Source organism: Enterobacter sp. 200527-13 (assembly GCF_027924865.1).
Taxonomy (GTDB): Bacteria; Pseudomonadota; Gammaproteobacteria; order Enterobacterales; family Enterobacteriaceae; genus Enterobacter; species Enterobacter ludwigii.
In genome coordinates this window covers 1,054,035-1,074,558 of record NZ_BSCM01000001.1, presented here as the reverse complement: position 1 = coordinate 1,074,558, position 20,524 = coordinate 1,054,035, and the positions used below count along the sequence as shown (strand labels likewise).

The 20,524-nt window shown below is 52.0% G+C and carries 24 protein-coding genes; 11 read left to right on the top strand and 13 right to left on the bottom strand.

The features are described 5' to 3' along the window. The first annotated feature begins 42 nt into the window (after positions 1 to 42). Entirely contained in the window at positions 43 to 927 is an 885-nt protein-coding gene (locus QMG44_RS05065) for a D-hexose-6-phosphate mutarotase (protein ID WP_086532663.1), read from the top strand. A 47-nt stretch (positions 928 to 974) separates the two neighbouring features. Here the strand turns inward: QMG44_RS05065 and QMG44_RS05060 are convergent, their stop codons facing one another. Together QMG44_RS05060 and QMG44_RS05055 are read right to left on the bottom strand one after the other, a co-directional pair. Further along, complete coding sequence (locus tag QMG44_RS05060) at positions 975 to 1,829, bottom strand: aldo/keto reductase (RefSeq protein WP_086532664.1); 855 nt, start codon at positions 1,827 to 1,829, stop codon at positions 975 to 977. Positions 1,830 to 1,919: 90 nt separating this feature from the next. Continuing rightward, positions 1,920 to 2,669 carry a MipA/OmpV family protein gene (locus QMG44_RS05055; protein WP_014169638.1) on the bottom strand — a complete coding sequence of 250 codons (750 nt, stop codon included), beginning with the start codon at positions 2,667 to 2,669 and terminating at the stop codon, positions 1,920 to 1,922. A 432-nt stretch (positions 2,670 to 3,101) separates the two neighbouring features. Here QMG44_RS05055 and yeaG point away from each other — a divergent pair, with 432 nt between their 5' ends. From yeaG to QMG44_RS05040, 3 genes are all read left to right on the top strand, one after another. Next, entirely contained in the window at positions 3,102 to 5,036 is a 1,935-nt protein-coding gene (gene yeaG, locus QMG44_RS05050; protein WP_014169637.1) for a protein kinase YeaG, read from the top strand. A gap of 99 nt (positions 5,037 to 5,135) precedes the next feature. Next, on the top strand, positions 5,136 to 6,419 hold the full coding sequence (locus QMG44_RS05045; RefSeq protein WP_014883442.1) for a YeaH/YhbH family protein: 1,284 nt from the start codon (positions 5,136 to 5,138) through the stop codon (positions 6,417 to 6,419). A 114-nt stretch (positions 6,420 to 6,533) separates the two neighbouring features. Further along, positions 6,534 to 7,034: a YbaK/prolyl-tRNA synthetase associated domain-containing protein gene (locus tag QMG44_RS05040; protein ID WP_014169635.1), complete on the top strand. Its 501-nt coding sequence runs from the start codon at positions 6,534 to 6,536 to the stop codon at positions 7,032 to 7,034. Positions 7,035 to 7,054: 20 nt separating this feature from the next. Here the strand turns inward: QMG44_RS05040 and yoaI are convergent, their stop codons facing one another. Beyond that, on the bottom strand, positions 7,055 to 7,159 hold the full coding sequence (yoaI, locus tag QMG44_RS05035) for a small membrane protein YoaI (protein ID WP_014169634.1): 105 nt from the start codon (positions 7,157 to 7,159) through the stop codon (positions 7,055 to 7,057). 145 nt (positions 7,160 to 7,304) lie between these two features. Here yoaI and QMG44_RS05030 point away from each other — a divergent pair, with 145 nt between their 5' ends. Continuing rightward, complete coding sequence (locus tag QMG44_RS05030) at positions 7,305 to 7,751, top strand: DUF441 domain-containing protein (RefSeq protein ID WP_014169633.1); 447 nt, start codon at positions 7,305 to 7,307, stop codon at positions 7,749 to 7,751. Here the strand turns inward: QMG44_RS05030 and QMG44_RS05025 are convergent. Further along, positions 7,735 to 8,526, bottom strand: coding sequence for a helix-turn-helix transcriptional regulator (locus QMG44_RS05025; protein WP_086532665.1), 792 nt, complete (start codon positions 8,524 to 8,526; stop codon positions 7,735 to 7,737). The genes QMG44_RS05030 and QMG44_RS05025 overlap by 17 nt on opposite strands. 99 nt (positions 8,527 to 8,625) lie before the next feature. Here QMG44_RS05025 and QMG44_RS05020 point away from each other — a divergent pair, with 99 nt between their 5' ends. Then, entirely contained in the window at positions 8,626 to 9,813 is a 1,188-nt protein-coding gene (locus tag QMG44_RS05020; RefSeq protein WP_086532666.1) for a CynX/NimT family MFS transporter, read from the top strand. Positions 9,814 to 9,843: 30 nt separating this feature from the next. Here the strand turns inward: QMG44_RS05020 and QMG44_RS05015 are convergent, their stop codons facing one another. After that, the gene (locus QMG44_RS05015; RefSeq protein WP_086532667.1) at positions 9,844 to 10,551 is read right to left on the bottom strand and encodes a CTP synthase; all 708 of its coding nucleotides are present in this window, start codon (positions 10,549 to 10,551) and stop codon (positions 9,844 to 9,846) included. A 151-nt stretch (positions 10,552 to 10,702) separates the two neighbouring features. On the opposite strand from QMG44_RS05015, the gene QMG44_RS05010 reads away from it, so the two are divergent. After that, complete coding sequence (locus QMG44_RS05010; RefSeq protein ID WP_086532668.1) at positions 10,703 to 11,047, top strand: DUF488 domain-containing protein; 345 nt, start codon at positions 10,703 to 10,705, stop codon at positions 11,045 to 11,047. On the opposite strand, the gene QMG44_RS05005 is transcribed toward QMG44_RS05010, so the two are convergent. Both QMG44_RS05005 and QMG44_RS05000 read right to left on the bottom strand, forming a co-directional pair. After that, positions 11,048 to 11,353, bottom strand: a complete 306-nt coding sequence (locus QMG44_RS05005) for a hypothetical protein (protein WP_014169628.1) — start codon at positions 11,351 to 11,353, stop codon at positions 11,048 to 11,050. Positions 11,354 to 11,433: 80 nt separating this feature from the next. After that, complete coding sequence (locus QMG44_RS05000; RefSeq protein ID WP_086532669.1) at positions 11,434 to 11,688, bottom strand: DUF333 domain-containing protein; 255 nt, start codon at positions 11,686 to 11,688, stop codon at positions 11,434 to 11,436. A gap of 304 nt (positions 11,689 to 11,992) precedes the next feature. Between QMG44_RS05000 and QMG44_RS04995 the strand changes: the two genes are divergently transcribed. The 3 genes from QMG44_RS04995 to yoaJ are packed head-to-tail and all read left to right on the top strand — an operon-like array spanning position 11,993 to position 13,240. Then, the gene (locus tag QMG44_RS04995) at positions 11,993 to 13,021 is read left to right on the top strand and encodes a sensor domain-containing diguanylate cyclase (RefSeq protein ID WP_020884448.1); all 1,029 of its coding nucleotides are present in this window, start codon (positions 11,993 to 11,995) and stop codon (positions 13,019 to 13,021) included. A 45-nt stretch (positions 13,022 to 13,066) separates the two neighbouring features. Next, complete coding sequence (locus QMG44_RS04990) at positions 13,067 to 13,165, top strand: YoaK family small membrane protein (protein ID WP_014883431.1); 99 nt, start codon at positions 13,067 to 13,069, stop codon at positions 13,163 to 13,165. After that, positions 13,166 to 13,240, top strand: a complete 75-nt coding sequence (gene yoaJ / locus QMG44_RS24270) for a protein YoaJ (protein ID WP_071605476.1) — start codon at positions 13,166 to 13,168, stop codon at positions 13,238 to 13,240. It begins immediately after the preceding gene. A 54-nt stretch (positions 13,241 to 13,294) separates the two neighbouring features. On the opposite strand, the gene QMG44_RS04985 is transcribed toward yoaJ, so the two are convergent. The 3 genes from QMG44_RS04985 to QMG44_RS04975 form a co-directional block, all read right to left on the bottom strand. Continuing rightward, positions 13,295 to 13,543: a GlsB/YeaQ/YmgE family stress response membrane protein gene (locus QMG44_RS04985; RefSeq protein WP_006174788.1), complete on the bottom strand. Its 249-nt coding sequence runs from the start codon at positions 13,541 to 13,543 to the stop codon at positions 13,295 to 13,297. 276 nt (positions 13,544 to 13,819) lie between these two features. Then, positions 13,820 to 15,292: a sensor domain-containing diguanylate cyclase gene (locus tag QMG44_RS04980; protein WP_032679672.1), complete on the bottom strand. Its 1,473-nt coding sequence runs from the start codon at positions 15,290 to 15,292 to the stop codon at positions 13,820 to 13,822. Positions 15,293 to 15,473: 181 nt separating this feature from the next. Next, a complete protein-coding gene (locus tag QMG44_RS04975; RefSeq protein ID WP_086532670.1) occupies positions 15,474 to 16,994 on the bottom strand; it encodes a cyclic diguanylate phosphodiesterase in 1,521 nt (506 codons plus the stop codon). Between the two features lie 237 nt (positions 16,995 to 17,231). Here QMG44_RS04975 and QMG44_RS04970 point away from each other — a divergent pair, with 237 nt between their 5' ends. Further along, complete coding sequence (locus QMG44_RS04970; RefSeq protein WP_086532671.1) at positions 17,232 to 18,743, top strand: cyclic diguanylate phosphodiesterase; 1,512 nt, start codon at positions 17,232 to 17,234, stop codon at positions 18,741 to 18,743. Here QMG44_RS04970 and QMG44_RS04965 read toward each other — a convergent pair. The 3 genes from QMG44_RS04965 to QMG44_RS04955 all read right to left on the bottom strand — a co-directional run bounded on the left by QMG44_RS04965 (position 18,740) and on the right by QMG44_RS04955 (position 20,351). Continuing rightward, on the bottom strand, positions 18,740 to 19,435 hold the full coding sequence (locus tag QMG44_RS04965; RefSeq protein ID WP_086532672.1) for a hypothetical protein: 696 nt from the start codon (positions 19,433 to 19,435) through the stop codon (positions 18,740 to 18,742). The two genes, QMG44_RS04970 and QMG44_RS04965, sit on opposite strands and share 4 nt — an antisense overlap. Before the next feature lie 243 nt (positions 19,436 to 19,678). After that, entirely contained in the window at positions 19,679 to 19,924 is a 246-nt protein-coding gene (locus QMG44_RS04960) for a DUF2543 family protein (protein ID WP_086532673.1), read from the bottom strand. 76 nt (positions 19,925 to 20,000) lie between these two features. Continuing rightward, positions 20,001 to 20,351 carry a DUF1304 domain-containing protein gene (locus QMG44_RS04955; RefSeq protein ID WP_020884453.1) on the bottom strand — a complete coding sequence of 117 codons (351 nt, stop codon included), beginning with the start codon at positions 20,349 to 20,351 and terminating at the stop codon, positions 20,001 to 20,003. Positions 20,352 to 20,524: the final 173 nt, after the last annotated feature.

Sequence of the window (20,524 nt, the reverse complement as noted above, 5' to 3'; positions counted from 1 at the left end):
TTCGGTCGCCTTTTTTATTGTTTTTAGACAGAGGATTGCTTAATGATTAATAAAATTTTTGCACTTCCGGTAGTCGAACAACTTACCCCCGTGCTCTCCCGCCGACAGATTGATGGTGCGGATATCATCGTCGTTGACCACCCGCGCGTAAAAGCCTCCGTGGCGCTGAACGGCGCACACCTGCTCTCCTGGAAACCTGAAGGCGAAACGGAAGCACTGTGGCTGAGCGACGCGACCTCCTTTAAAAAAGGAGATGCGATTCGCGGCGGCGTGCCTATTTGCTGGCCATGGTTTGGACCTTCCACTGAGAAAGGCCTGCCTTCTCACGGTTTTGCCCGTAACCAGCAGTGGACGCTGAAAGCGCACAATGAAGACGATAACGGTGCGGTACTGACCTTTGAGCTGCAGGCGAATGAGGAAACCCGCGCCCTGTGGCCGCACGATTTCACCCTGTACGCACGCTTCAAGCTGGGCAAAACCTGCGAAATCGAACTGGAAGCGCACGGTGAATTTGAAACCACCTCCGCCCTGCACACCTATTTCAACGTTGGTGACATCAGCGCCGTGAAGGTGAGCGGCCTTGGCGATACCTTTATCGACAAAGTGGATAACGCGAAAGAAGGAAAACTGAGCGACGGCATTCAGACGTTCCCGGACCGTACTGACCGCGTTTACCTGCATCCGGAAGCGTGTAACGTGATCCACGACAGCGCCCTGAACCGTGGTATCGAAGTGGTACACCACCATCACAGCAACGTGGTGGGCTGGAACCCAGGCCCGGCACTTTCTGTCAGTATGGCCGACGTGCCTGATGACGGTTACAAAACCTTCGTCTGTGTGGAAACGGCGTGCGTCACTGCGCCACAAAAAACCAGCGAAGAAAAACCGTCTCGCTTAGGGCAGACAATCAGTATTGTGAAGCGCTAATACGCTACCGCCCCTCTTCCTGTAAAGGAGAGGGGCATGCGTCAGGATTAAACGACATCCAGCGGGCGTTTATGGGTGGGTGGCGGGAAAGCATTATCCAGTTTGTGACGTTCTTCCGCGGTGAGGGTTATCTCCAGCGCTCCAGCGTTGGCGTTAACATGCTCAATCGAGGCCGCTTTTGGTATGGCAATAACACCCTGATGGCGGATAACCCACGCCAGCAGAACTTGGGCGGCAGTGGCGCGGTGGTTATGCGCGATGGCATTCACGACCGGATGGTTCATCAGCCCCGAACGCAGGCGCCCGGCCTGAGCCAGCGGGCAGTAAGCCATCACCGGCATCGCCTGTTGTTGACACCAGGGAAGCAGATCAAATTCAATTCCCCGTGACGCCAGATGATAAAGCACCTGATTAGTGGCACAGGCGGAACCGCCCTCTTCGCGCCACAGCGCCTGCATATCTTCATAATCCAGGTTTGAGACGCCCCAGCGGCCAATTTTTCCCTGCTGCTGGAGTGTGTCCATCAGCGTAATGGTTTCATCCAGGCCATAGTTACCGCGCCAGTGCAGAAGGTAGAGATCGATATGGTCTGTCCCGAGACGTCGCAGACTGGCATCACACGCCGCCTGGCCTTTCAGACCGCCAGCGTTCCACGGGTAGACTTTTGATACCAGAAAAACGTTGTCGCGCTGGCCCTTAATGGCCTCCCCGACCACCTCTTCCGCTCCGCCTTCGGCATACATTTCAGCGGTATCAATTAACGTTAACCCCATATCAATGCCCGCCCGCAGTGCATTCACTTCGGATTTACGCTGGCTGGCTTTTTCTCCCATATACCAGGTACCCTGTCCGATAGCCGGAAGTGGACGCCCTGCGGAAAAGGTCACGGTTTTTACGCTCATATCATCCCTCTTTTTCGTTGCACCACACCAATGCAAACGGGGCGCAAGCGCCCCGTTTTGATGCAATGATTGCACTGTTTTAATGCACAATCAGAACTTGTAGGACACACCGACTGAGAATATGCCCGCCCAGGACTTATCAACCATCGGGCTGTCTTTCACTTCATCGCTCAGACGCTCATAGCGCCCGGTACCGTAGACGTTCCAGTCACCGAGGAAGTTATAGCTCGCCGTCAGCTCAAGGTACGGATCCCAGCCGTCGTCCGCACTGTAGCTCTTCAGACCGCTACGACGGGATTCGTTCTTAGAAACACCATAGTAGTAGTCGTTGTAGTTCTCACTGTTATATTGCACACCGATACCCGGAGTTAGCGTTAACGCACCGTTGGTGTAGCGATAGAGCCAGGCCAGATCCCAGATAAAACCGTTGCTGTTATCCAGCGTATCCCCCGCAAGCGCGGTACGCAGGAAGCCATATTCGGTGTTATGCACATAAGAGAGTCCCGCCATCATGGTGCTCTTACGCTTGTCGAGCTGGCGAAGCGCATGACTGTCGCTGTCACCCGGCTTGAAGTGCGTCGGATCGTAGTAAGCCATGATGGAGAGCTTGTCGGCCGTATCATTCCAGAGATAGTAGCCACCGCCCAGACCGCGGAACCAGAAGTTATCGCCTTCATAGGTGACAACCGGAACTGGATAAACATCACGATCATACTGTTTGTATGGGCTGTTAATCACGCCAACGCCCGCGCCAACAGTCCACTGACTTTCCGCCGCCTGTGCGGTGCTAACAGCGGTTGCGGCAAGTACGCCCAATGCCAGAAGTTTGAGTTTGGTCACAATCCATTCTTTCCTGTAGTCAAATAATCAGCGAGAGAAGTTTAACCGCCATTGTCGTACATCCCAAAATTTTTTGCCTGCTAATCAGTCTGATTAACCCGTTATTTTCAACTTTTCAGGTGACAGCCTGCTTTCATTTATATGACTACTGAATGAAAAACGTGCTTTTACCCTAAAACAGCAGGGGAAATTTTTGGATGAGTTATTGATATGTCATTGAAATTAGATTTTATCGGCATGCAAGTTTTGCAAATGCCATCTACGCTTTAAATTAAGAAGAGTTTTTTCTGAACACCCTGCGGTTCATAGCGTCTGACCTGGCACACAGGTTGCTGCTCTGGCAGTGAGGTGCGAGAGATTCTCTTCCGGGAGCCTCCACTACTCATACGAACGGCTCTTATCCTGTGCTAAAAAACGAAAGGACGGCATGCCATGAATATATTCGATCACTATCGCCAGCGTTATGAAGCTGCCAAGGACGAAGAGTTCACACTGCAGGAGTTTCTTACCATTTGTCGGCAAGATCGCAGTGCCTATGCCAATGCGGCAGAACGGCTATTAATGGCTATTGGTGAGCCAAACATGGTTGATACTGCCCTGGAACCTCGGCTTTCCCGTCTCTTTTCGAATCGGGTGGTCGCCCGATACCCGGCGTTTGAAGAGTTCTATGGTATGGAAGATGCCATCGAACAGATTGTCTCCTACCTGAAGCATGCCGCCCAGGGTCTGGAAGAGAAGAAACAGATCCTTTATTTACTCGGCCCTGTGGGTGGGGGTAAATCATCACTGGCTGAACGTCTGAAATCACTGATGCAGCGCGTCCCTATCTATGTGCTGAGTGCTAACGGTGAACGCAGCCCGGTGAATGACCATCCGCTTTGCCTGTTTAATCCGCAGGAAGATGCGCAAATTCTGGATAAAGAGTTTGGTATTCCGCGGCGCTATCTTGGCACCATCATGTCGCCTTGGGCGGCAAAACGTCTGCACGAGTTTGGTGGGGATATCACCAAATTCCGCGTCGTCAAGGTGTGGCCATCCATTCTGGAACAGATTGCTATCGCCAAAACTGAACCGGGGGATGAGAACAACCAGGATATCTCCGCTCTGGTGGGTAAAGTCGATATTCGTAAGCTGGAAAACTACGCGCAAAACGACCCGGATGCCTACGGTTACTCGGGTGCGCTGTGCCGCGCCAACCAGGGGATTATGGAGTTCGTCGAGATGTTTAAAGCACCAATTAAAGTGCTGCATCCGCTGCTGACGGCCACCCAGGAAGGGAACTACAACGGTACGGAAGGTATTTCCGCTCTGCCGTTTAACGGCATTATCCTCGCGCACTCGAACGAATCTGAGTGGGTCTCCTTCCGTAATAACAAAAACAATGAGGCGTTCCTTGACCGTGTCTACATCGTCAAAGTGCCTTATTGCCTGCGGATCTCCGAAGAGATCAAAATTTACGAGAAACTGCTTAACCACAGTGAGCTGGTACACGCACCTTGCGCACCAGGCACCCTGGAAACGCTGTCACGCTTCTCCATTCTCTCGCGCCTGAAAGAGCCGGAAAACTCCAGCATCTACTCGAAAATGCGCGTGTATGACGGGGAAAGCCTGAAAGATACCGACCCGAAAGCGAAGTCTTATCAGGAGTACCGCGACTACGCCGGTGTGGACGAGGGGATGAACGGTCTGTCCACGCGTTTCGCCTTTAAGATCCTCTCCCGCGTGTTTAACTTCGATCATGCGGAAGTGGCGGCCAACCCGGTTCATCTGTTCTACGTGCTGGAGCAGCAAATTGAACGCGAGCAGTTCCCGCAGGAACAGGCTGAACGCTACCTTGAGTTCCTGAAAGGCTACCTGATCCCGAAATATGCGGAGTTCATCGGCAAAGAGATCCAGACCGCCTACCTGGAGTCTTATTCAGAGTACGGGCAGAACATTTTTGACCGTTATGTCACCTATGCTGACTTCTGGATCCAGGACCAGGAGTACCGCGACCCGGATACCGGCCAGCTGTTCGACCGGGAATCCCTGAACGCAGAGCTGGAAAAAATCGAGAAGCCGGCCGGGATCAGTAACCCGAAAGACTTCCGTAACGAGATTGTGAACTTCGTCCTGCGCGCCAGAGCGCATAACAACGGACGTAATCCAAACTGGACCAGCTACGAGAAACTGCGCACGGTAATCGAGAAGAAAATGTTCTCCAATACCGAAGAGCTGTTGCCGGTGATTTCGTTTAACACCAAAACGTCAACCGATGAGCAGAAAAAGCACGACGATTTTGTCGACCGTATGATGGAGAAAGGCTACACCCGCAAACAGGTTCGCCTGCTCTGCGAATGGTATCTGCGCGTACGTAAATCGTCTTAATACAAGTACAAGTGCCCGGTAGCGCCTACGCCTGCCGGGCTACAAAAATGTCCGGCACGTCCGGACACTGCAAGTTGGCAAATGCAGTACGGGGGATATATGACCTGGTTTATTGACCGTCGTCTTAACGGCAAAAACAAGAGCACGGTAAATCGCCAGCGCTTCTTGCGCCGTTATAAAGCGCAAATTAAACAGTCGATCTCCGAGGCCATCAATAAACGCTCGGTGACCGACGTCGACAGCGGCGAATCTGTCTCCATCCCCACCGATGACATCAGCGAACCGATGTTTCATCAGGGACGTGGCGGCCTGCGCCATCGCGTACACCCAGGTAATGACCACTTCGTGCAGAACGACAGAATCGAGCGCCCGCAAGGCGGCGGGGGCGGTTCAGGAAGCGGTCAGGGACAGGCCAGCCAGGACGGTGAAGGACAGGATGAGTTTGTCTTCCAGATTTCAAAAGATGAGTATCTCGACCTGCTGTTTGAGGATCTGGCGCTGCCGAATCTGAAAAAGAACCAGCATCGTCAGCTTAACGAGTACAAAACCCATCGCGCGGGATATACCGCAAACGGCGTGCCCGCTAACATCAGCGTGGTCCGTTCGCTGCAGAACTCTCTGGCGCGACGCACGGCCATGACGGCAGGTAAACGGCGCGAACTCCGCGAGCTGGAGAGCAGCCTGAAGGTGGTGGAAAATACTGAACCGGCGCAACTGCTGGAAGAGGAACGCCTGCGCAAAGAGATAGCCGAACTTCGGGCTAAAATAGACCGGGTACCGTTTATCGACACCTTCGACCTGCGCTACAAAAATTACGAAAAACGCCCCGAACCGTCGAGCCAGGCGGTCATGTTCTGTCTGATGGATGTCTCCGGTTCGATGGACCAGGCCACCAAGGATATGGCGAAGCGTTTTTATATCCTGCTCTATCTGTTCCTGAGCAGAACCTATAAGAACGTGGAAGTGGTCTATATTCGCCACCACACTCAGGCGAAAGAGGTGGATGAACATGAGTTCTTCTACTCGCAGGAGACCGGTGGCACCATCGTGTCGAGCGCTCTGAAACTGATGGATGAAGTGGTGAAAGAGCGTTACGACCCGGCGCAGTGGAACATCTATGCCGCGCAGGCATCAGATGGCGATAACTGGGCGGATGACTCCCCGCTGTGTCACGATATTCTGGCGAAGAAAATTCTGCCGGTGGTGCGTTACTACAGCTATATCGAAATTACCCGCCGTGCTCACCAGACGCTGTGGCGTGAGTATGAACATCTGCAATCGATGTTTGATAACTTTGCCATGCAGCATATCCGCGATCAGGATGATATCTATCCGGTGTTCAGGGAACTGTTCCATAAACAGTCAGCCAACAGCAATGCCTGACCCAACAGCCAGCGAATCCGCTGGCTGTTTTCTTTGCGTCCTGCCTATCCCAACGGCGAAATATTCTGTGCTAAGGTTAAACGCTGCGTATTGGTATTTAACAGGTAAATCGCTATGTCTGATGACGTTAAGGGAACAACAACCCACCAGCAACTCATTACGTTGTTAACCCAGCAGGGCGCGCGATTTCGCGTCATGGAGCATGACGCCGTGGGGAAATGTGAAGCGGTGAGTGAGATCCGCGGAACCGATCTGGGGCAAGGGGCAAAAGCACTGGTCTGCAAGGTGAAGGGAAACGGCGTAAAAAAACACGTTCTGGCGATCCTCGCCGCCGATCTGCAGGCCGATTTAAGCCAGCTTGCCAGCCATTTTGGGGGGATAAAAGCGTCTCTCGCAAGCCCTGCCGAAGTCGATACCCTGACCGCCTGCGTTTTTGGCGCCATTCCGCCTTTTAGCTTCCATCCCGATCTGGCACTGGTGGCCGACCCGCTCCTGTTTGAGCGTTTTGATGAAATCGCGTTTAACGCCGGTCTGCTGGAAAAATCCGTGATTATGGATACGCAGGATTATTTGCGTATCGCCCGTCCTGAGCTGGTGACGTTCCATAAAGCGTAATCGTGTAGGCTGGCATCACGTCAGCCTTTTTTTTCCAGAAAAATAACTGACGCGACCAGGATAATGGCAACAGCGAAAAACGATGAAGAGATGATCAGCGTTTCGACAAACATGTGATCGTACATTTTTGCGACCCTTTTTCGATGCCTGCCCCTGTTTTATCCCCCGTAAATGACAGGGTTATGACAGCAGTAAAATCTTTTTAAAAACTGTCTTCAGCCGTGTTTCCGCGTAAAGTAAGCAGGCTTACTCTTTTGGCAAGGATTCCTTATGTTTGACCCGACTCTGCTCATTCTTCTGGCCCTCGCTGCGCTTGGCTTTGTCAGCCATAACACCACCGTCGCTATCTCAATTCTGGTGTTGATCATTGTGCGCGTGACCCCGTTAAACACCTTTTTCCCGTGGATAGAAAAACAAGGTCTCACCATCGGGATCATCATTCTGACCATTGGGGTGATGGCACCTATCGCCAGCGGTACGCTGCCTGCCTCAACGCTGCTGCACTCGTTTGTAAACTGGAAATCGCTGATAGCGATAGCGGTAGGCGTTTTTGTCTCGTGGCTGGGCGGGCGTGGCGTAACGCTGATGAGCAGCCAGCCCTCGCTGGTGGCCGGTCTGCTGGTGGGAACCGTGCTGGGCGTGGCGCTCTTTCGTGGCGTTCCGGTGGGCCCGCTGATTGCAGCCGGGCTGGTCTCACTGTTTATCGGGAAGTCATAGTCAGGCTGGCAATATAGCGCGCTGGCGTCTGCCCCAGCCCCTTCTTAAACATCGTGATAAACGCGGTGGTGGAGTCGTACCCCAGCGACTGCGCCACCTGCTGTACCGACTTTCCCCCAATCAACAGCTGTAACGCCACAATAAGCTGCAGCTGATGCCGCCAGCGGCGAAAGCTCAGGCCCGTCTCTTTTACCACCAGGCGCGCCAGATTGCGCTCACTCATGGCGAAGTGGCTCGCCCATTGCGCCAGCGTCTGCCAGGCGGCAGGCTCTTCCGCCATTTTCTCGCTCATCAGCCGGATTTTTGGATGAGGCGAAACGGGCAGTTGCAAATGTTCCTGACGCTGCAGCGGTAGCTCGTCAAAAAGAACATCCACCAGACGCGATGTGGCAGAAAGCGAAAGCGCTTCACGTGATTTTTCCGCCAGCGATAAGATCAGTTCCCGCACCAGAGGGGAGATCTTCAGGGTGCAGCAGCGATCGGGCAAACTTACCGCTCCGGGTTCAATAAACAAAAAGCAAAGCTGGGCACCCGGCGTGGCCTTATTGCTGTGCGGCATCTGGCCAGGGATCCACACGGCATATTGGGGCGGTACCATCAGCATGGCGTTTTCCACTTCGCAGGTAATGGCTCCCCCCAGCGCCAGAATCAGCTGTCCCTTACGATGTTGGTGTCGCGGAATGTATTGTTCCTCCGCCACCACGCGGATGCGAAACGCGACAGCCGCATCATGCTGGCTATCTGGATCGTAGCCGTCCAGTCCGAGACCAATCATCAGGTTGTCCGATATTAGCGATAAACTGTCATTTTAGCCTGATTTCAACCGTGGAGAAAATCGGTATTGTGTGCGCTCGCTTGAACGTATGAGAACACAATGACTACTGCAATTCGGGTTTCAGGAAAACAGGGCGCGTTGCTGATCGCAGGTATCCTGATGATTGCCACTACGCTTCGCGTCACCTTTACCGGAGCAGCACCGCTGCTCGATACCATTCGTCTCGATTATGGCTTGAGTACGGCGCAAACCGGTCTACTGACCACCCTGCCTCTGCTGGCTTTCGCCCTTATCTCCCCGCTCGCCGCAGGTGTTGCCCGGCGTATCGGCATGGAGCGCAGCCTGTTTATCGCCCTGCTGCTGATTTGCGTCGGCATTGCTGTGCGCTCCCTGCCTTCCGCCCCCCTGCTTTTCATCGGTACGGCGGTGATTGGCTGCGGTATCGCACTGGGCAATGTGCTTTTGCCTGGGTTAATTAAACGTGACTTCCCGGGACAGGTTGCCAGACTCACCGGCGCGTATTCCCTGACGATGGGGATCTCCGCGGCGTTAGGTTCCGCACTGATTGTTCCGCTGGCGCAGGGGGAAGCCGGCTGGCATGGCGCCCTGCTAATGCTGATGGCCTTTCCGCTGGCGGCGTTACTGCTCTGGCTACCACAGTGGCGTCAGAAACACGTTGCGACGGTGACCGGTGCAGGCGCGTTACATAACCGCGCCATCTGGCGCTCTGCCCTCGCCTGGCAGGTCACCCTTTTTCTGGGGATTAACTCGCTGATTTACTATGTCATCATCGGCTGGCTACCGGCGATCCTGCTCAGCCACGGGTATAGCGAAGCCCAGGCGGGTTCTGTGCACGGACTCTTACAGCTGGCCACCGCCGTGCCGGGTCTCGCTGTGCCGCTGATTCTCCATCGTCTGAAGGATCAGCGAGCAATCGCCGGCGTCGTGGCGCTGTTGTGCGCGATAAGCGCAGCAGGATTGTGGTTTGCGCCGGGAATGGCGGTCATGTGGACGCTGGTTTTTGGTTTTGGTACCGGGGCAACGATGATCCTTGGCCTGACCTTCATCGGGCTGCGCGCCAGCTCTGCGCATCAGGCCGCGGCCTTGTCCGGCATGGCACAGTCGGTTGGCTATCTGCTGGCCGCCTGTGGCCCGCCGTTGATGGGCAAAATTCACGATGCTGCCGGTGACTGGCGGTATCCGCTTCTGGCCTGTGCACTGGCCGCCATGATCATGGCCATTTGCGGTATGCTTGCCGGGCGTGACCGGGAGGTCACGCCCCGTTAGTAGAATGGCAGACCACCAGGTCTGCCTTTTTTATCCGCGCGCCGCGCGCAGCATTGCCTGTACCAGCACCACCGGTCGACCTTCCAGCGCGGCACGTTCATGCTGGAATAAGGTGATCACGAAGAACGGATGGGTCACTAACTCCGCGGCGCGAATTTCACCCTGCTCGTCCCAGCCGGTGACGCGCATTTCGCCGCTCTCCAGCTCCCGTGCAAATTCCGGCGACACACCGTAATTGCAGTGATATCCCTCCACGATTTCCGGTTTGCCATAGGCTTTGGCGATGAGCGTATTGTTGCGCAGCTCAATTGCATCGGTTTTTTCCACCAGCGAGCAGGTTAATGGCGCAATCACCATTGTGCCTTCGGTATCCGTTTCGGCGTGAGCCGCATCGTGCCAGCCCAGCACATTACGGGCGTACTCAATCAGCGCATGCTGGAACCCGCCGCAGGTGCCGAGGAAGGGAATGCTGTTTTCGCGTGCGTAGCGTGCAGCGATAAAGGCCGCCGCCGTGTTTTTGTACGGGCTTGCGGGAACCAGCCAGATAGCGTCATAACCCACCAGATCTTCCGGGCTGGTCAGTTCCGTGGTCGCGAGCCAGTCATAATCAGCGGTGAGGTCAAGAACGGCAGCGGCGTCGTCAATTGCCAGCGGGATCGCCTGGTGCGCAATAACATCGGGATTGTAATCGCCAACCAGCACAATGCGCAGTGTGGTTTTAGCCGGGAGGTGTTCCATGAAAGGTTCCTTATGCCTGAGTATTAGCAGATAACATAAGGAACCTCAGACTACCGATCTTCTGCAATTATCACAATACCTTAAATTGGGTGGGTAAAGACAAAGTGCTAGAGTAATACGCAGAACGTTTTGTCGCAGGTGAGGAGAAAAGATGATCCAGTGTAAACGCGTATACGAACAGGCAAGCCCGGACGATGGTTATCGGGTGCTGGTAGACAGACTCTGGCCGCGTGGCGTGAAGAAAACCGATCTCGCGTATGATGAATGGTGTAAAACGCTCACCCCGTCCAACGATTTACGCAAGGCGTTTCATAGCGAAGCCCTTGATTTCAACGCCTTCAGCAAGGCGTACCGGGAAGAGCTGGCGCAGCACAAGGACGAGGGGTTGCGTCTTGCGACGCTGGCCAGCAAGCAGACCTTAACCCTTCTCTATGGCGCGAAAGATAAGGAACACAATCACGCCCTGGTGTTAGCCGACTGGCTGCGTAATGTCTAGTCAGTCGATCATCAGTTCATCAAGGATTTGCGGCGCCGTATCCGGGGTAAGCGGCATCAGATGTTCGGCGCGAATAAACGCAAAGCCGTGCTGATTGTCAAACGCGAAGACATCACCGGTCACCAGCCAAAGCGCGCGATCCGAGGTGGCGGGTAACTGCGTCATGACGCCATTGACCGGATTAACGAAACGCTGGCCGGGCTGACACAGGCCAAACAGTTCAACAGATTTACCAATATTACGACGGCCGGACGCCGTGCGGGCACCGATGATCATCGCCATGCTGCCCGGTTTAAGCTGAAACATACTTCTCTCACGATAACGGTAGCCATCGAAAGGCTAAGAATAATCCTAAAGAGAAGTGTACCGCAGCCACTGTCCCGCTGTCACCTGGCAGGTTGCGGATGATCGCGACGATAAAGCGCCCATTCATCGATCACTTCGCCGCCGGGCAACTTGCACTCCGTACGCACCCCTTGCGGGCTCTGAACCGGGACCTGTTCCCCGCCTTTATTCAGGCAGTAGACGGAGGCGGGATTAGCCATCCCGATAACATGGGGCGGTTTCGGGGCATCAGGCGAGGTTGTTTTGGAGGTACAGGCGGCCAGCGGTAACGCCAGTGCCAGAAGCAGTAATCTCATCTCATTGATCCTTTTAACTTCATCAGACCTTAAGGGTAACGGGTCACCGCCGCTTTCTCCACGATTTCTCCATCTTAACTGCACTTTTCCACACTACAGTGGCACGTGTTCTCAATGACCAGAGAACATCATTCCGTAATCAAGATGTCTTTGCCCCGGTCTCAACATCGGGGCTTTTTTTCTCCCCCGCTCCCCTGTGATGAATATTAAAATTTTTATATTCATGTTTTACTATGCCCGAAGTCGAAAAATTCAGCATAACATGCAGATGCAGACGTCTTCTGCATGGGAGTGAGCCTACGTCATGTCGGATATTATCCTTGCCCGTGTTTCAGAAACGCTCGCCACTGAGCAGTCCCTTGAAAGTCTCGTCCGCCAGCTGCTGGAGATGCTGGAGATTGTGACTGAAATGGAGTCCACCTACCTGACGAAGGTCGATATCAATGCGCGCCTGCAGCATATCCTCTACGCCCGCAACAGCAAGCAGATGCAGATCCCTGAGGGGCTGAGCGTTCCGTGGGGCGACACGTTGTGTAAGCGCGCCATCGAGAGTGGTACGTTGTTCAGTAACGAGGTGGCTGAGCGCTGGCCGGATTGCGATGCCGCGAAAGCCCTTGGCATTACAACCTACATGAGTATCCCCATTCACCTTGCGGATGGTTCACTCTATGGCACGCTCTGCGCCACCAGCACGGAAAAGAAACATCCCAGCGATCGCGGTGAACAAGTTTTGAAATTATTCGCCGGGTTGATTGCCCAGTATATTCAGAAAGAATCACTGGTGATCCAGCTTCGGGAAGCCAATGCGGCACTCATTGCGCACTCTTATACCGATGCCCTTACCGGATTACCAAACCGCCGCGCCATCTTCGAAGAGCTGACGACCCTGTTTTCACTGGCAAAGCACCTTAAACGCAACGCCATCATCGCGTTTATCGACCTTGATGATTTCAAGCTGATTAACGACCGTTACGGGCATGAATCAGGCGATCGGTTCCTGATTGAAGTGGGCAAACGTCTGACTGAAGAAAAACAGGCGGACGAAATAATTGGCAGGCTGGGCGGTGATGAGTTTCTGGTGGCCTCGCTTAGCCAAACCAACAGTACAGGTGAGAACACACAGATTAACCTGCTTAAAACGCGCCTCGACGCCCGTATTGCAGGAGAATACTGGCTGGGGAGCGTGAACATTATTTATCCTGGCGCCAGCTTCGGTGTGATTGAAGTTGACCCCACCGTGACCGATCCGGACAGTGCGTTACGCGCGGCTGATGTCGCGATGTATCAGCATAAGAAAGGAAAAAGCAAAACGCGCTTTCTCGCGATGGATTAACCCCGTACACTCTACGGCGTTATAAAAACCGAAACAGGTGATGGTATGAGAATAGGGATCCTCTTCCCGGTCGTTATTTTTATAACGGCGGTAGTGTTTTTGGCCTGGTTTTTTGTCGGTGGTTACGCTGCTCCGGGGGCATAAATGAGAAAAACAACCCTCATTATGCTGATCGTGGCAATCGTGGCTGTTGCAGGCTCGCAGCTAGGCTGGTGGTAAACCCACCACGTAAAAAGGCCGCCATATGGCAGCCTTTTTCAACATTTATCAGGCTTAGCTTTTGATTTTTCTGTAGATAAACAGAACAACCAACGCACCGATCACCGCGACAGCGAAGCTGCCGAAGTTAAAACCATCGACCTTACCAAAGCCGAACAGCGTACTGATCCAACCGCCCACCACTGCACCGATAATCCCCAGTATTACGGTGACGATAAACCCACCGCCATCTTTGCCCGGCATAATCCACTTCGCCAGAATACCTGCAATAAGCCCAAAGATAATCCAGGATAAAATTCCCATAAGTTTCCTCTCCGTATGGTTTTTGTCATTAAATCAACGACACAAGAAAGGATAGCACAGGATTTCAGAAAGGAAATTTGTGATAAGCATCACAGTGAGAGAGTGCGCGTTTATTCATCAACAGCACCACAAGAAATGTGGGGTTGCATCTTTTGTTGAGAAAGATTATCTTTCTCAACACTGAATAGTTGAGCGAAACACTCAGGTATTCAGTACGACATTGCTCACATTGCTTCCAGTATTTCTTGCCCACTCTAGAGTGGGCTTTTTTTTTGCCTACACCGCAACAAAAGCGTGCCGGTTTCGCCCTGCACGTTTTGCCTGATAGAGCGCCTGGTCGGCGGCTATAATGATGTTCTGCTGGCTGCCCGCGATATCCACGGCACGCGCAGTGGAGATCCCGACGCTAACCGTGACCCGCCCGAAGGGACTGAAAGCATGTTCAATATGCAGCGAAAAGACATTGCGGATGATCGTCTGACCGAGGCGGAGCGCCTCCTGGATATCCGTGTCAGGCAGGATCAGTGCAAACTCTTCCCCGCCATAGCGCGCCACAACCTGGTTGTCCCGGTTGAGGCTCTCCCTGAGGCTATTTCCCAGCAGGGTTAAACAGCGGTCCCCTTCGGGATGACCATAGTTATCGTTGTATTTTTTGAAATAGTCCACATCGACAATCAACACCGAAATCGGGGCGTCGCTGGCCGCACAGGCCGCAATTTCTGACAGAATTTTTTCATCAAAAATGCGTCGGTTGAAAAGCCCGGTTAGCGCATCTTCAGACGCAATAATCTTCAGCGCTCTGTTATCCCGTGTTTTTCTGGATAAATCGGAATAGAGGAAACAGGACGCCGCAATGAGTATCGCGGTAAAAACCAAAATGAGTACAGAAAGCTGGAGAGCCTGCTTGCGCCAGGGAGCGAGTGCTTCTTGCGTACTGACCGCCACGGTGGTGACGAGCCCGTAGCGCTTGTTCTTCTCGAAGGCATAAATGCGTTCGATTTTATCAAACCGTGAGACAGAGCTGGCGATACCCGCGTTTTGTACCTTGAGGTATGTCCTGAAGAGAGGCGAATCCGAAACAATCGCGCCAATGTAATTATTTTTAAACGGATGACGCACCAGCAACACGCCTGACTGGGTTGTTAAGCCGATCACGCCTGAGTGACCAATATTGATCTGCCCGTATAACGCCAGAAAATTTTCGATACCCAGCGTAACCACAACGACACCGTTAAACGCGCCGGTAGGGGTTTCCAGCCGACGACTAATGGTTATGACCCATTTACCATTCGTTCTGCTGACCACCGGCTGGCCAATAAAAATCTGCTGGCTCTTATTTTCTTTGTGGTAGATAAAAAACGACCTGTCCACCCCTTTCCGGGGTCCGGAAAAACTTTCATGCAGTGCCGTAAAAATATTCCCTTGCGCATCGTAAACAACCACATTATTTATCTGGATAAGAAGATTATCCTGATTGCTTATCATCCGCTGGATATTTTTGGCCTGTTGTGGGGTCATGCCATAAATTTTGATTATGTCGGAAACCGAAGTAATCAACATTTCACTTTGGCGCATGATCCCTTCGCTGTACACGTCTAAGGTATGGCTCAGGTTGGCAACGCTGGTGTTTATTTGCTGGATTGACTGCTGCCTGGACGTGGTAATTTGGACGGCAAGCGACAGCGAAATGATCAATGAGACAATGATGACGGTAATAGTTGTTGTGTAAAAAGTATTTTTCACATGCACGAGCTCTTCCACCTTATCACGCCTGACATCCCTGGCTGACAACTAGAGTCACTGTAACAAAGCTCAGGATAAGAGGAAAATGAATTGCACTTAAGCATACAACAGAAATCTGATGATATTTTGCTTTTCGCAAACGGGCATCAGATATTATTACTGGGCCCCTTTCACAGAAAAAAATCTCTTACAGACTGACCTTCTCCAGCGGCTTAGATAAGATGACTTTAATAAATTCTTTATACGAGACCGGTTTACCAAAATAGTATCCCTGCAACAGGGTAATCTGATTACGGTTGAGATAGTCCAGTTGCTCCTTCGTTTCTACCCCTTCAGCCACGATATGCAGTGAGAGTTTTTTCGCCAGGTCAATCACACAGTCCAGCAGGATCGTAGAGTCTTTCGCCTCTGATACCCGGTTCACGAAACTTTTATCGATTTTAATATAATCAATCGCCAGCGCGTGCAGACAGGAGAGTCCGGAATACCCGGTCCCAAAGTCATCAAGCGCAATGACGAAACCGGCGTTATGTAACGCATTGAGATTTTCCACCAGATGAGGATTATCGATCAGCGGTTCACGCTCGGTCACTTCGAGAACCAGTTTGACCTCTTTACCATAAAAGCCTTTTCCAAAGACCCGGCAGTCAGCGATAAAAGAAGGCGCATTGATGTGTCTGGCGCTGATGTTCACCCCGATGTGAAATCCGTCCGGCAACTTAGGCAAAAGCGGCTTAAGCTCGGTCACCACTTTCGCCATTAAACTTTTGGTCAGCGGAATTATCAGACCGCTGCGCTCGGCAATCGGAATAAAAACATCCGGTGGGATAAAGCCTGATTTTGGGTGCTTCCACCTTGCCAGCACTTCCACGCCATACAAACCGCCGGTATCGCCATTCACGATCGGCTGATAGTACGGAACGATCTGGCCGTGGATGATGGCTTTACGCAGATCGTCTTCAAACGAGCTGCTTTTCCCCCTGTAGCGACGGATAAGAATGCCAACAGCTACAGATAACGCAAGGATAAGCAGTATGAGGCTCCATCCCTGATGCAGTAAACGCGTCAGGCTGAAAAAGGCGGGAGGCTGCCAGGCCATGCTAAACGGAAAATGTGCCGATGCTGTTGAGGAACCCGCCCACTTCACGGGGGGCCAGCCGGTCACATCCCCCGCGCCGGCTATCGCTTTTTCGCCAACAACCAGCCTCAGTCCCATGCTGTTTGCTGCACTCGCAATAACATCCCGCAAATGCGCGTCGCTAACGCTTACGATAACGCGCCCTTTCGCGACGGGCATCTGAAAAAGTAACACCGGAATGCCGTTCACCAGGCGATTACCGGGGAGCAGCATCAATCCTTTGTTGGGCAGCGTCTGCGGGCGAACAATCAATACGCCGTTTCCTGGAAGGGAGGTACAGACGATCCTGCCTTGCTGCTCAATCATAATGGCGCGAAGATGCGGTTTCAGCGCAGCTTCCGAACCCAGTTCACGTTGTCCGGTGTCGGTACACCCTTCAGCGGCGACCCGTTTTGCGGTATTTGCAGCACTGACAGCCTCAGCAAGAATGGCCTCAATTTTACGCGTGCTTGCGGCGGCGGTTTCGGCATAATTTGACCGGGCCATATGCCACAACTGCCAGTTAATGATCAGCATGCCACTCAGAAACACAAATAAGGCACACAGAATGGGGAGCATAAGGTTGCGCACGATTTTTTCCTTAAGAGAAAAATGCTCATTTATGACCTATATAAGGCGATTGCCTGGCAAACTCTCCGCTGCTTAAAGCAATGTGAAAAGTTTAGTTAAGATTTATCTTAAAAAGCTGGTACTTCCGCATGAGTTACTCTGACTGAATAAGATAAACCCCCGTTATTATCAGGCTTGTGCCTTGCCCTGGCTGTGTTAAGATTTGTGAAATCAGGGAGCGGACGGGACCACTGGAAAATGAAAAAGATCATTGCCGTTGCTATCATTTCAACGTTGCTGGTCGCCCTCTCTCTCTACGCGGTTAATGCGGTTATCGTGGCCCAGCAAAAGAGCAAACAGCTCGAGGTTTCCCATTCCCTTTTGCAATATTCAGAAGGCCTGTCTCAAAGTGTGGCGCAGGCGCTCAAAAGCATTACTACACAGGGTTGTGATAAAACCAGTCTCGATAGTTACAGGCAGATAAAGTTAGATAGCCTCTATTTCGGGGATATCGGTTTTATTGAAAAGGGGAAAATAGCCTGTACTGCTTTTTGGGGTAAACTCGCCACTTCCGTTGCCCTTCCTGCAGAGCTGCATAAAACGCCACGGGGTTTTCTTCTGGCACAGTTTTCCAGAAAAGATTTTTTTACAGGCAATGCGGCAATTTATAATAACGTGATTATATTCACCTCCCGCTATGCTTACGATAAGTTCACGCCGATTACGGCGAACTATTCACTGAGTACGACGACTAAAGATTTCGGCAGAACATTTTTCTCAGCCTCCCCGGTGATAAAAGAACAGAGCTGGCTGCATTCAAATCTGTTTACCTTAACCCTGACGCAGTGCAGCGCCGTATGGGATTTGTGTGTGATCGTGAAGCATCACAACGCAGGGCTGGCTTCGTTGTCGCTGGTGGTGTTTACCCTTCTCACGGCAATTCTGGCTTTCATCTGGATAGCGATCACGCTGTTTTTCTTTCGCATCTATGAAGATCGGTTCTCACTGGAGCGCACGCTGGTTAACGCGGTAAAAGCCAATACCATCAGCGTTAACTACCAGCCCATTATTCGAATCCAGGATAAAAAAATGGTGGGCGTTGAAGTTCTGTCGAGATGGCGCGATAACAATCATGGAGAGGTCTCGCCTGAGCTCTTTATTCCCTTAATTAAGAAAATTGGCCTGTATCAAAAGTATTATATCAATATCATCGAAAAATCCCTGGCAGAAATCGCCTCGCTGGCGATTAAACATCAGCTGGTGATTTCATTAAATATTGGCCGAACCGAGATTGAAGACGGGCAATTCATTAAGATTCTGTGTCGTGAGTGTTTAGTGAATAGCATTCCACTCTCCTTGATAAAAGTTGAACTCTCTGAAAAGGCGGTCTCCACTGCGGATGTTCTCGAAGGGTTTTGTCAGGCATTAAAATCACTGGGTGTGAGAATATCAATTGACGATTTTGGAGTGCAAAACTCTAACCTCGCCCGCATATCGCTTCTGGAATACGATGAGATCAAAATAGATAAATCGCTGGTAGATGGTATTAATGAGCATTATAAACAGAATATATTCGTCATCTTTAGTGACGCCCTCGCCAGACTGAATAAAACGCTCGTCTTTGAAGGTGTGGAAAGCGAAACGCAATATCGCTTTATCGCAGACCGGTATCCTGATGCCCTGATTCAGGGATGGTATTTCTCTAAATCACTGACCATTGATGAACTGACGCAGCAACTTAACAACGATAAGCAAAAACCAGCGCGTTAACGTGTCAACATTGACGACGTGACGGCTCTGCATAGCGTCCAGTTATAATTCACGACGTTGAGTTTTAGCTCTCCGCAAACCTCACCGTAACGCTGCATGCGACGCTCACGGAAAAACGCCCTCAGCGATTCAGGCAGACAGTCTGCCTGGTAGCGCAACAGCGTAGTGTGCCAGAACGGCGCTGGCAAAGGGGTATTGCCATGGCGTAAGCGCAACGCCTCTTGCCAGTCCGTGGTTAACAGACGTTCACAAAACGCCTGCCGCTGCCTCAAGGCAAGTGTATCGGGTATGCCTGCAAGCAAGAGCTGGTTGGGCAATGCCACCAGCCTGAGTTCCCGAACCGTGATACCCAGACCGGCAAAAGGGGTCCATACGTCGATAAGCTGATGCGTCTTCGCCGGTAACGGTGCATTCTCGTCGTAGAGAGGGAGCGTTATGGGTACGAAGGTGAAATGGAAGCCGGATGGCGGCTGGAGGTCTACTAACGAGTCGTGGCGGGTCAACGCCCGCAGTTCCCGAAACAACATGTCGACAGACGCGGCCATTTCCGGCTGGAAACCTGTCGCCAGTGCGAGCTTTTGCGTAGCATAAAACGGCTCCCTTACCGCTCCGATACCGTCCCGCTTTTCCCAGAGCGCCAGCGTCTTAGCGTTGGTGTCGTGGTAATGTTTTTCCAGATCAGACGTTTCCATTTCTTTCCTAAAAACATATAGTCGTCACATTCAGACCGTAGATTACCCTGAAGCACACTCTCATTTGGTTAAAACGTGAAAAATTCTCTGTTGTTTCCGCTGGTACTCTTTTTCCTGATCGTTATTTTCGCCCTGCTCATCGGTAAACCCTCAACGCGCATCCCGGATAAAAAATGCATGTGGTCCGATAGCGTGATGCTGAGCTGTTTAGCAAAGCATCAGCACAACGGTTTTTGAGGCGGACTATTCATTTCCCCACTGATTGAGGAAGTTCGCAATATCATCAATGCGCGCGCTACGGATGCCGGCTTCACTGGCCATCTCTTGCTGGGCTTCCTCGCTGATCTCTTCATTGTTCGATAAACGGGTGAGCAGCAACTGGAAATAACAGGCAAGAGGATCGCGCTCTGCCTCACTTACCGGCTCCGTGGCTTCCGACGCGTATTCATCGACGATGTCATAATACTTAAGTGGAATTTCATTGGGCATAAACAGTCTCTTCTCTGACCTTTAAGGATAATGCCTGAGTATATCGGACGACACTCTTAGACCAAAGCCTTGTTAATCAACGCAACCACAGTGCAATCAATGCAGCCAGCGCCGGTAAAGCCTGAACATAGAGTATTTTTCGGCTGGCGGTCATGGCACCGTAAATGCCCGCAATCAACACGCAGGTCAAAAAGAAGAAGACCACAGGAACACCGCTTTCACCAAGCCACAGTCCCCAGAGCAGTCCCGCCGCCAGAAAACCGTTATACAACCCCTGATTTGCGGCCAGCACGCGGGTATCGCGTGCAAAATCAGGGCTGAGATTAAATGCCTTGTGGCCTGTTTTTGTGTTCCACAGGAACATTTCCAGCACAAGTATGTAGAGATGAATTAATGCAACAATAGCGACAAGGATCGTAGCTAACATCTTGCAGTCTCCCGCAGGCAGAGGAAAAAAACGGGGACCGTCTGGCCCCCGTTCACGTTTAACCCAGAATCTGGATGACATATTCGCGATGATCGCGTCACCAGACTCTGAACATTTTAGCATCTTCTATAGCGTTAACGATCGGGCTAGCGACTTCAACCATTTTATATGGT

Bases quoted from the DNA above. Each gene is read 5' to 3' on its own strand.
- QMG44_RS05025 (WP_086532665.1), bottom strand. From the start codon at position 8,526: ATGATTGGTCTCGGACTGGACGGCTACGATCCAGATAGCCAGCATGAT.
- QMG44_RS05060 (WP_086532664.1), bottom strand. From the start codon at position 1,829: ATGAGCGTAAAAACCGTGACCTTTTCCGCAGGGCGTCCACTTCCGGCT.
- yeaG (WP_014169637.1), top strand. From the start codon at position 3,102: ATGAATATATTCGATCACTATCGCCAGCGTTATGAAGCTGCCAAGGAC.
- QMG44_RS04970 (WP_086532671.1), top strand. From the start codon at position 17,232: ATGAAAAAGATCATTGCCGTTGCTATCATTTCAACGTTGCTGGTCGCC.
- QMG44_RS05020 (WP_086532666.1), top strand. From the start codon at position 8,626: ATGACTACTGCAATTCGGGTTTCAGGAAAACAGGGCGCGTTGCTGATC.
- QMG44_RS04965 (WP_086532672.1), bottom strand. From the start codon at position 19,435: ATGGAAACGTCTGATCTGGAAAAACATTACCACGACACCAACGCTAAG.
- QMG44_RS04990 (WP_014883431.1), top strand. From the start codon at position 13,067: ATGAGAATAGGGATCCTCTTCCCGGTCGTTATTTTTATAACGGCGGTA.
- QMG44_RS04960 (WP_086532673.1), bottom strand. From the start codon at position 19,924: ATGCCCAATGAAATTCCACTTAAGTATTATGACATCGTCGATGAATAC.
- QMG44_RS04995 (WP_020884448.1), top strand. From the start codon at position 11,993: ATGTCGGATATTATCCTTGCCCGTGTTTCAGAAACGCTCGCCACTGAG.
- QMG44_RS04955 (WP_020884453.1), bottom strand. From the start codon at position 20,351: ATGTTAGCTACGATCCTTGTCGCTATTGTTGCATTAATTCATCTCTAC.
- QMG44_RS05045 (WP_014883442.1), top strand. From the start codon at position 5,136: ATGACCTGGTTTATTGACCGTCGTCTTAACGGCAAAAACAAGAGCACG.
- QMG44_RS05010 (WP_086532668.1), top strand. From the start codon at position 10,703: ATGATCCAGTGTAAACGCGTATACGAACAGGCAAGCCCGGACGATGGT.
- QMG44_RS05015 (WP_086532667.1), bottom strand. From the start codon at position 10,551: ATGGAACACCTCCCGGCTAAAACCACACTGCGCATTGTGCTGGTTGGC.
- QMG44_RS04985 (WP_006174788.1), bottom strand. From the start codon at position 13,543: ATGGGAATTTTATCCTGGATTATCTTTGGGCTTATTGCAGGTATTCTG.
- QMG44_RS05030 (WP_014169633.1), top strand. From the start codon at position 7,305: ATGTTTGACCCGACTCTGCTCATTCTTCTGGCCCTCGCTGCGCTTGGC.
- QMG44_RS05000 (WP_086532669.1), bottom strand. From the start codon at position 11,688: ATGAGATTACTGCTTCTGGCACTGGCGTTACCGCTGGCCGCCTGTACC.
- QMG44_RS05040 (WP_014169635.1), top strand. From the start codon at position 6,534: ATGTCTGATGACGTTAAGGGAACAACAACCCACCAGCAACTCATTACG.
- QMG44_RS05065 (WP_086532663.1), top strand. From the start codon at position 43: ATGATTAATAAAATTTTTGCACTTCCGGTAGTCGAACAACTTACCCCC.
- yoaI (WP_014169634.1), bottom strand. From the start codon at position 7,159: ATGTACGATCACATGTTTGTCGAAACGCTGATCATCTCTTCATCGTTT.
- QMG44_RS05005 (WP_014169628.1), bottom strand. From the start codon at position 11,353: ATGTTTCAGCTTAAACCGGGCAGCATGGCGATGATCATCGGTGCCCGC.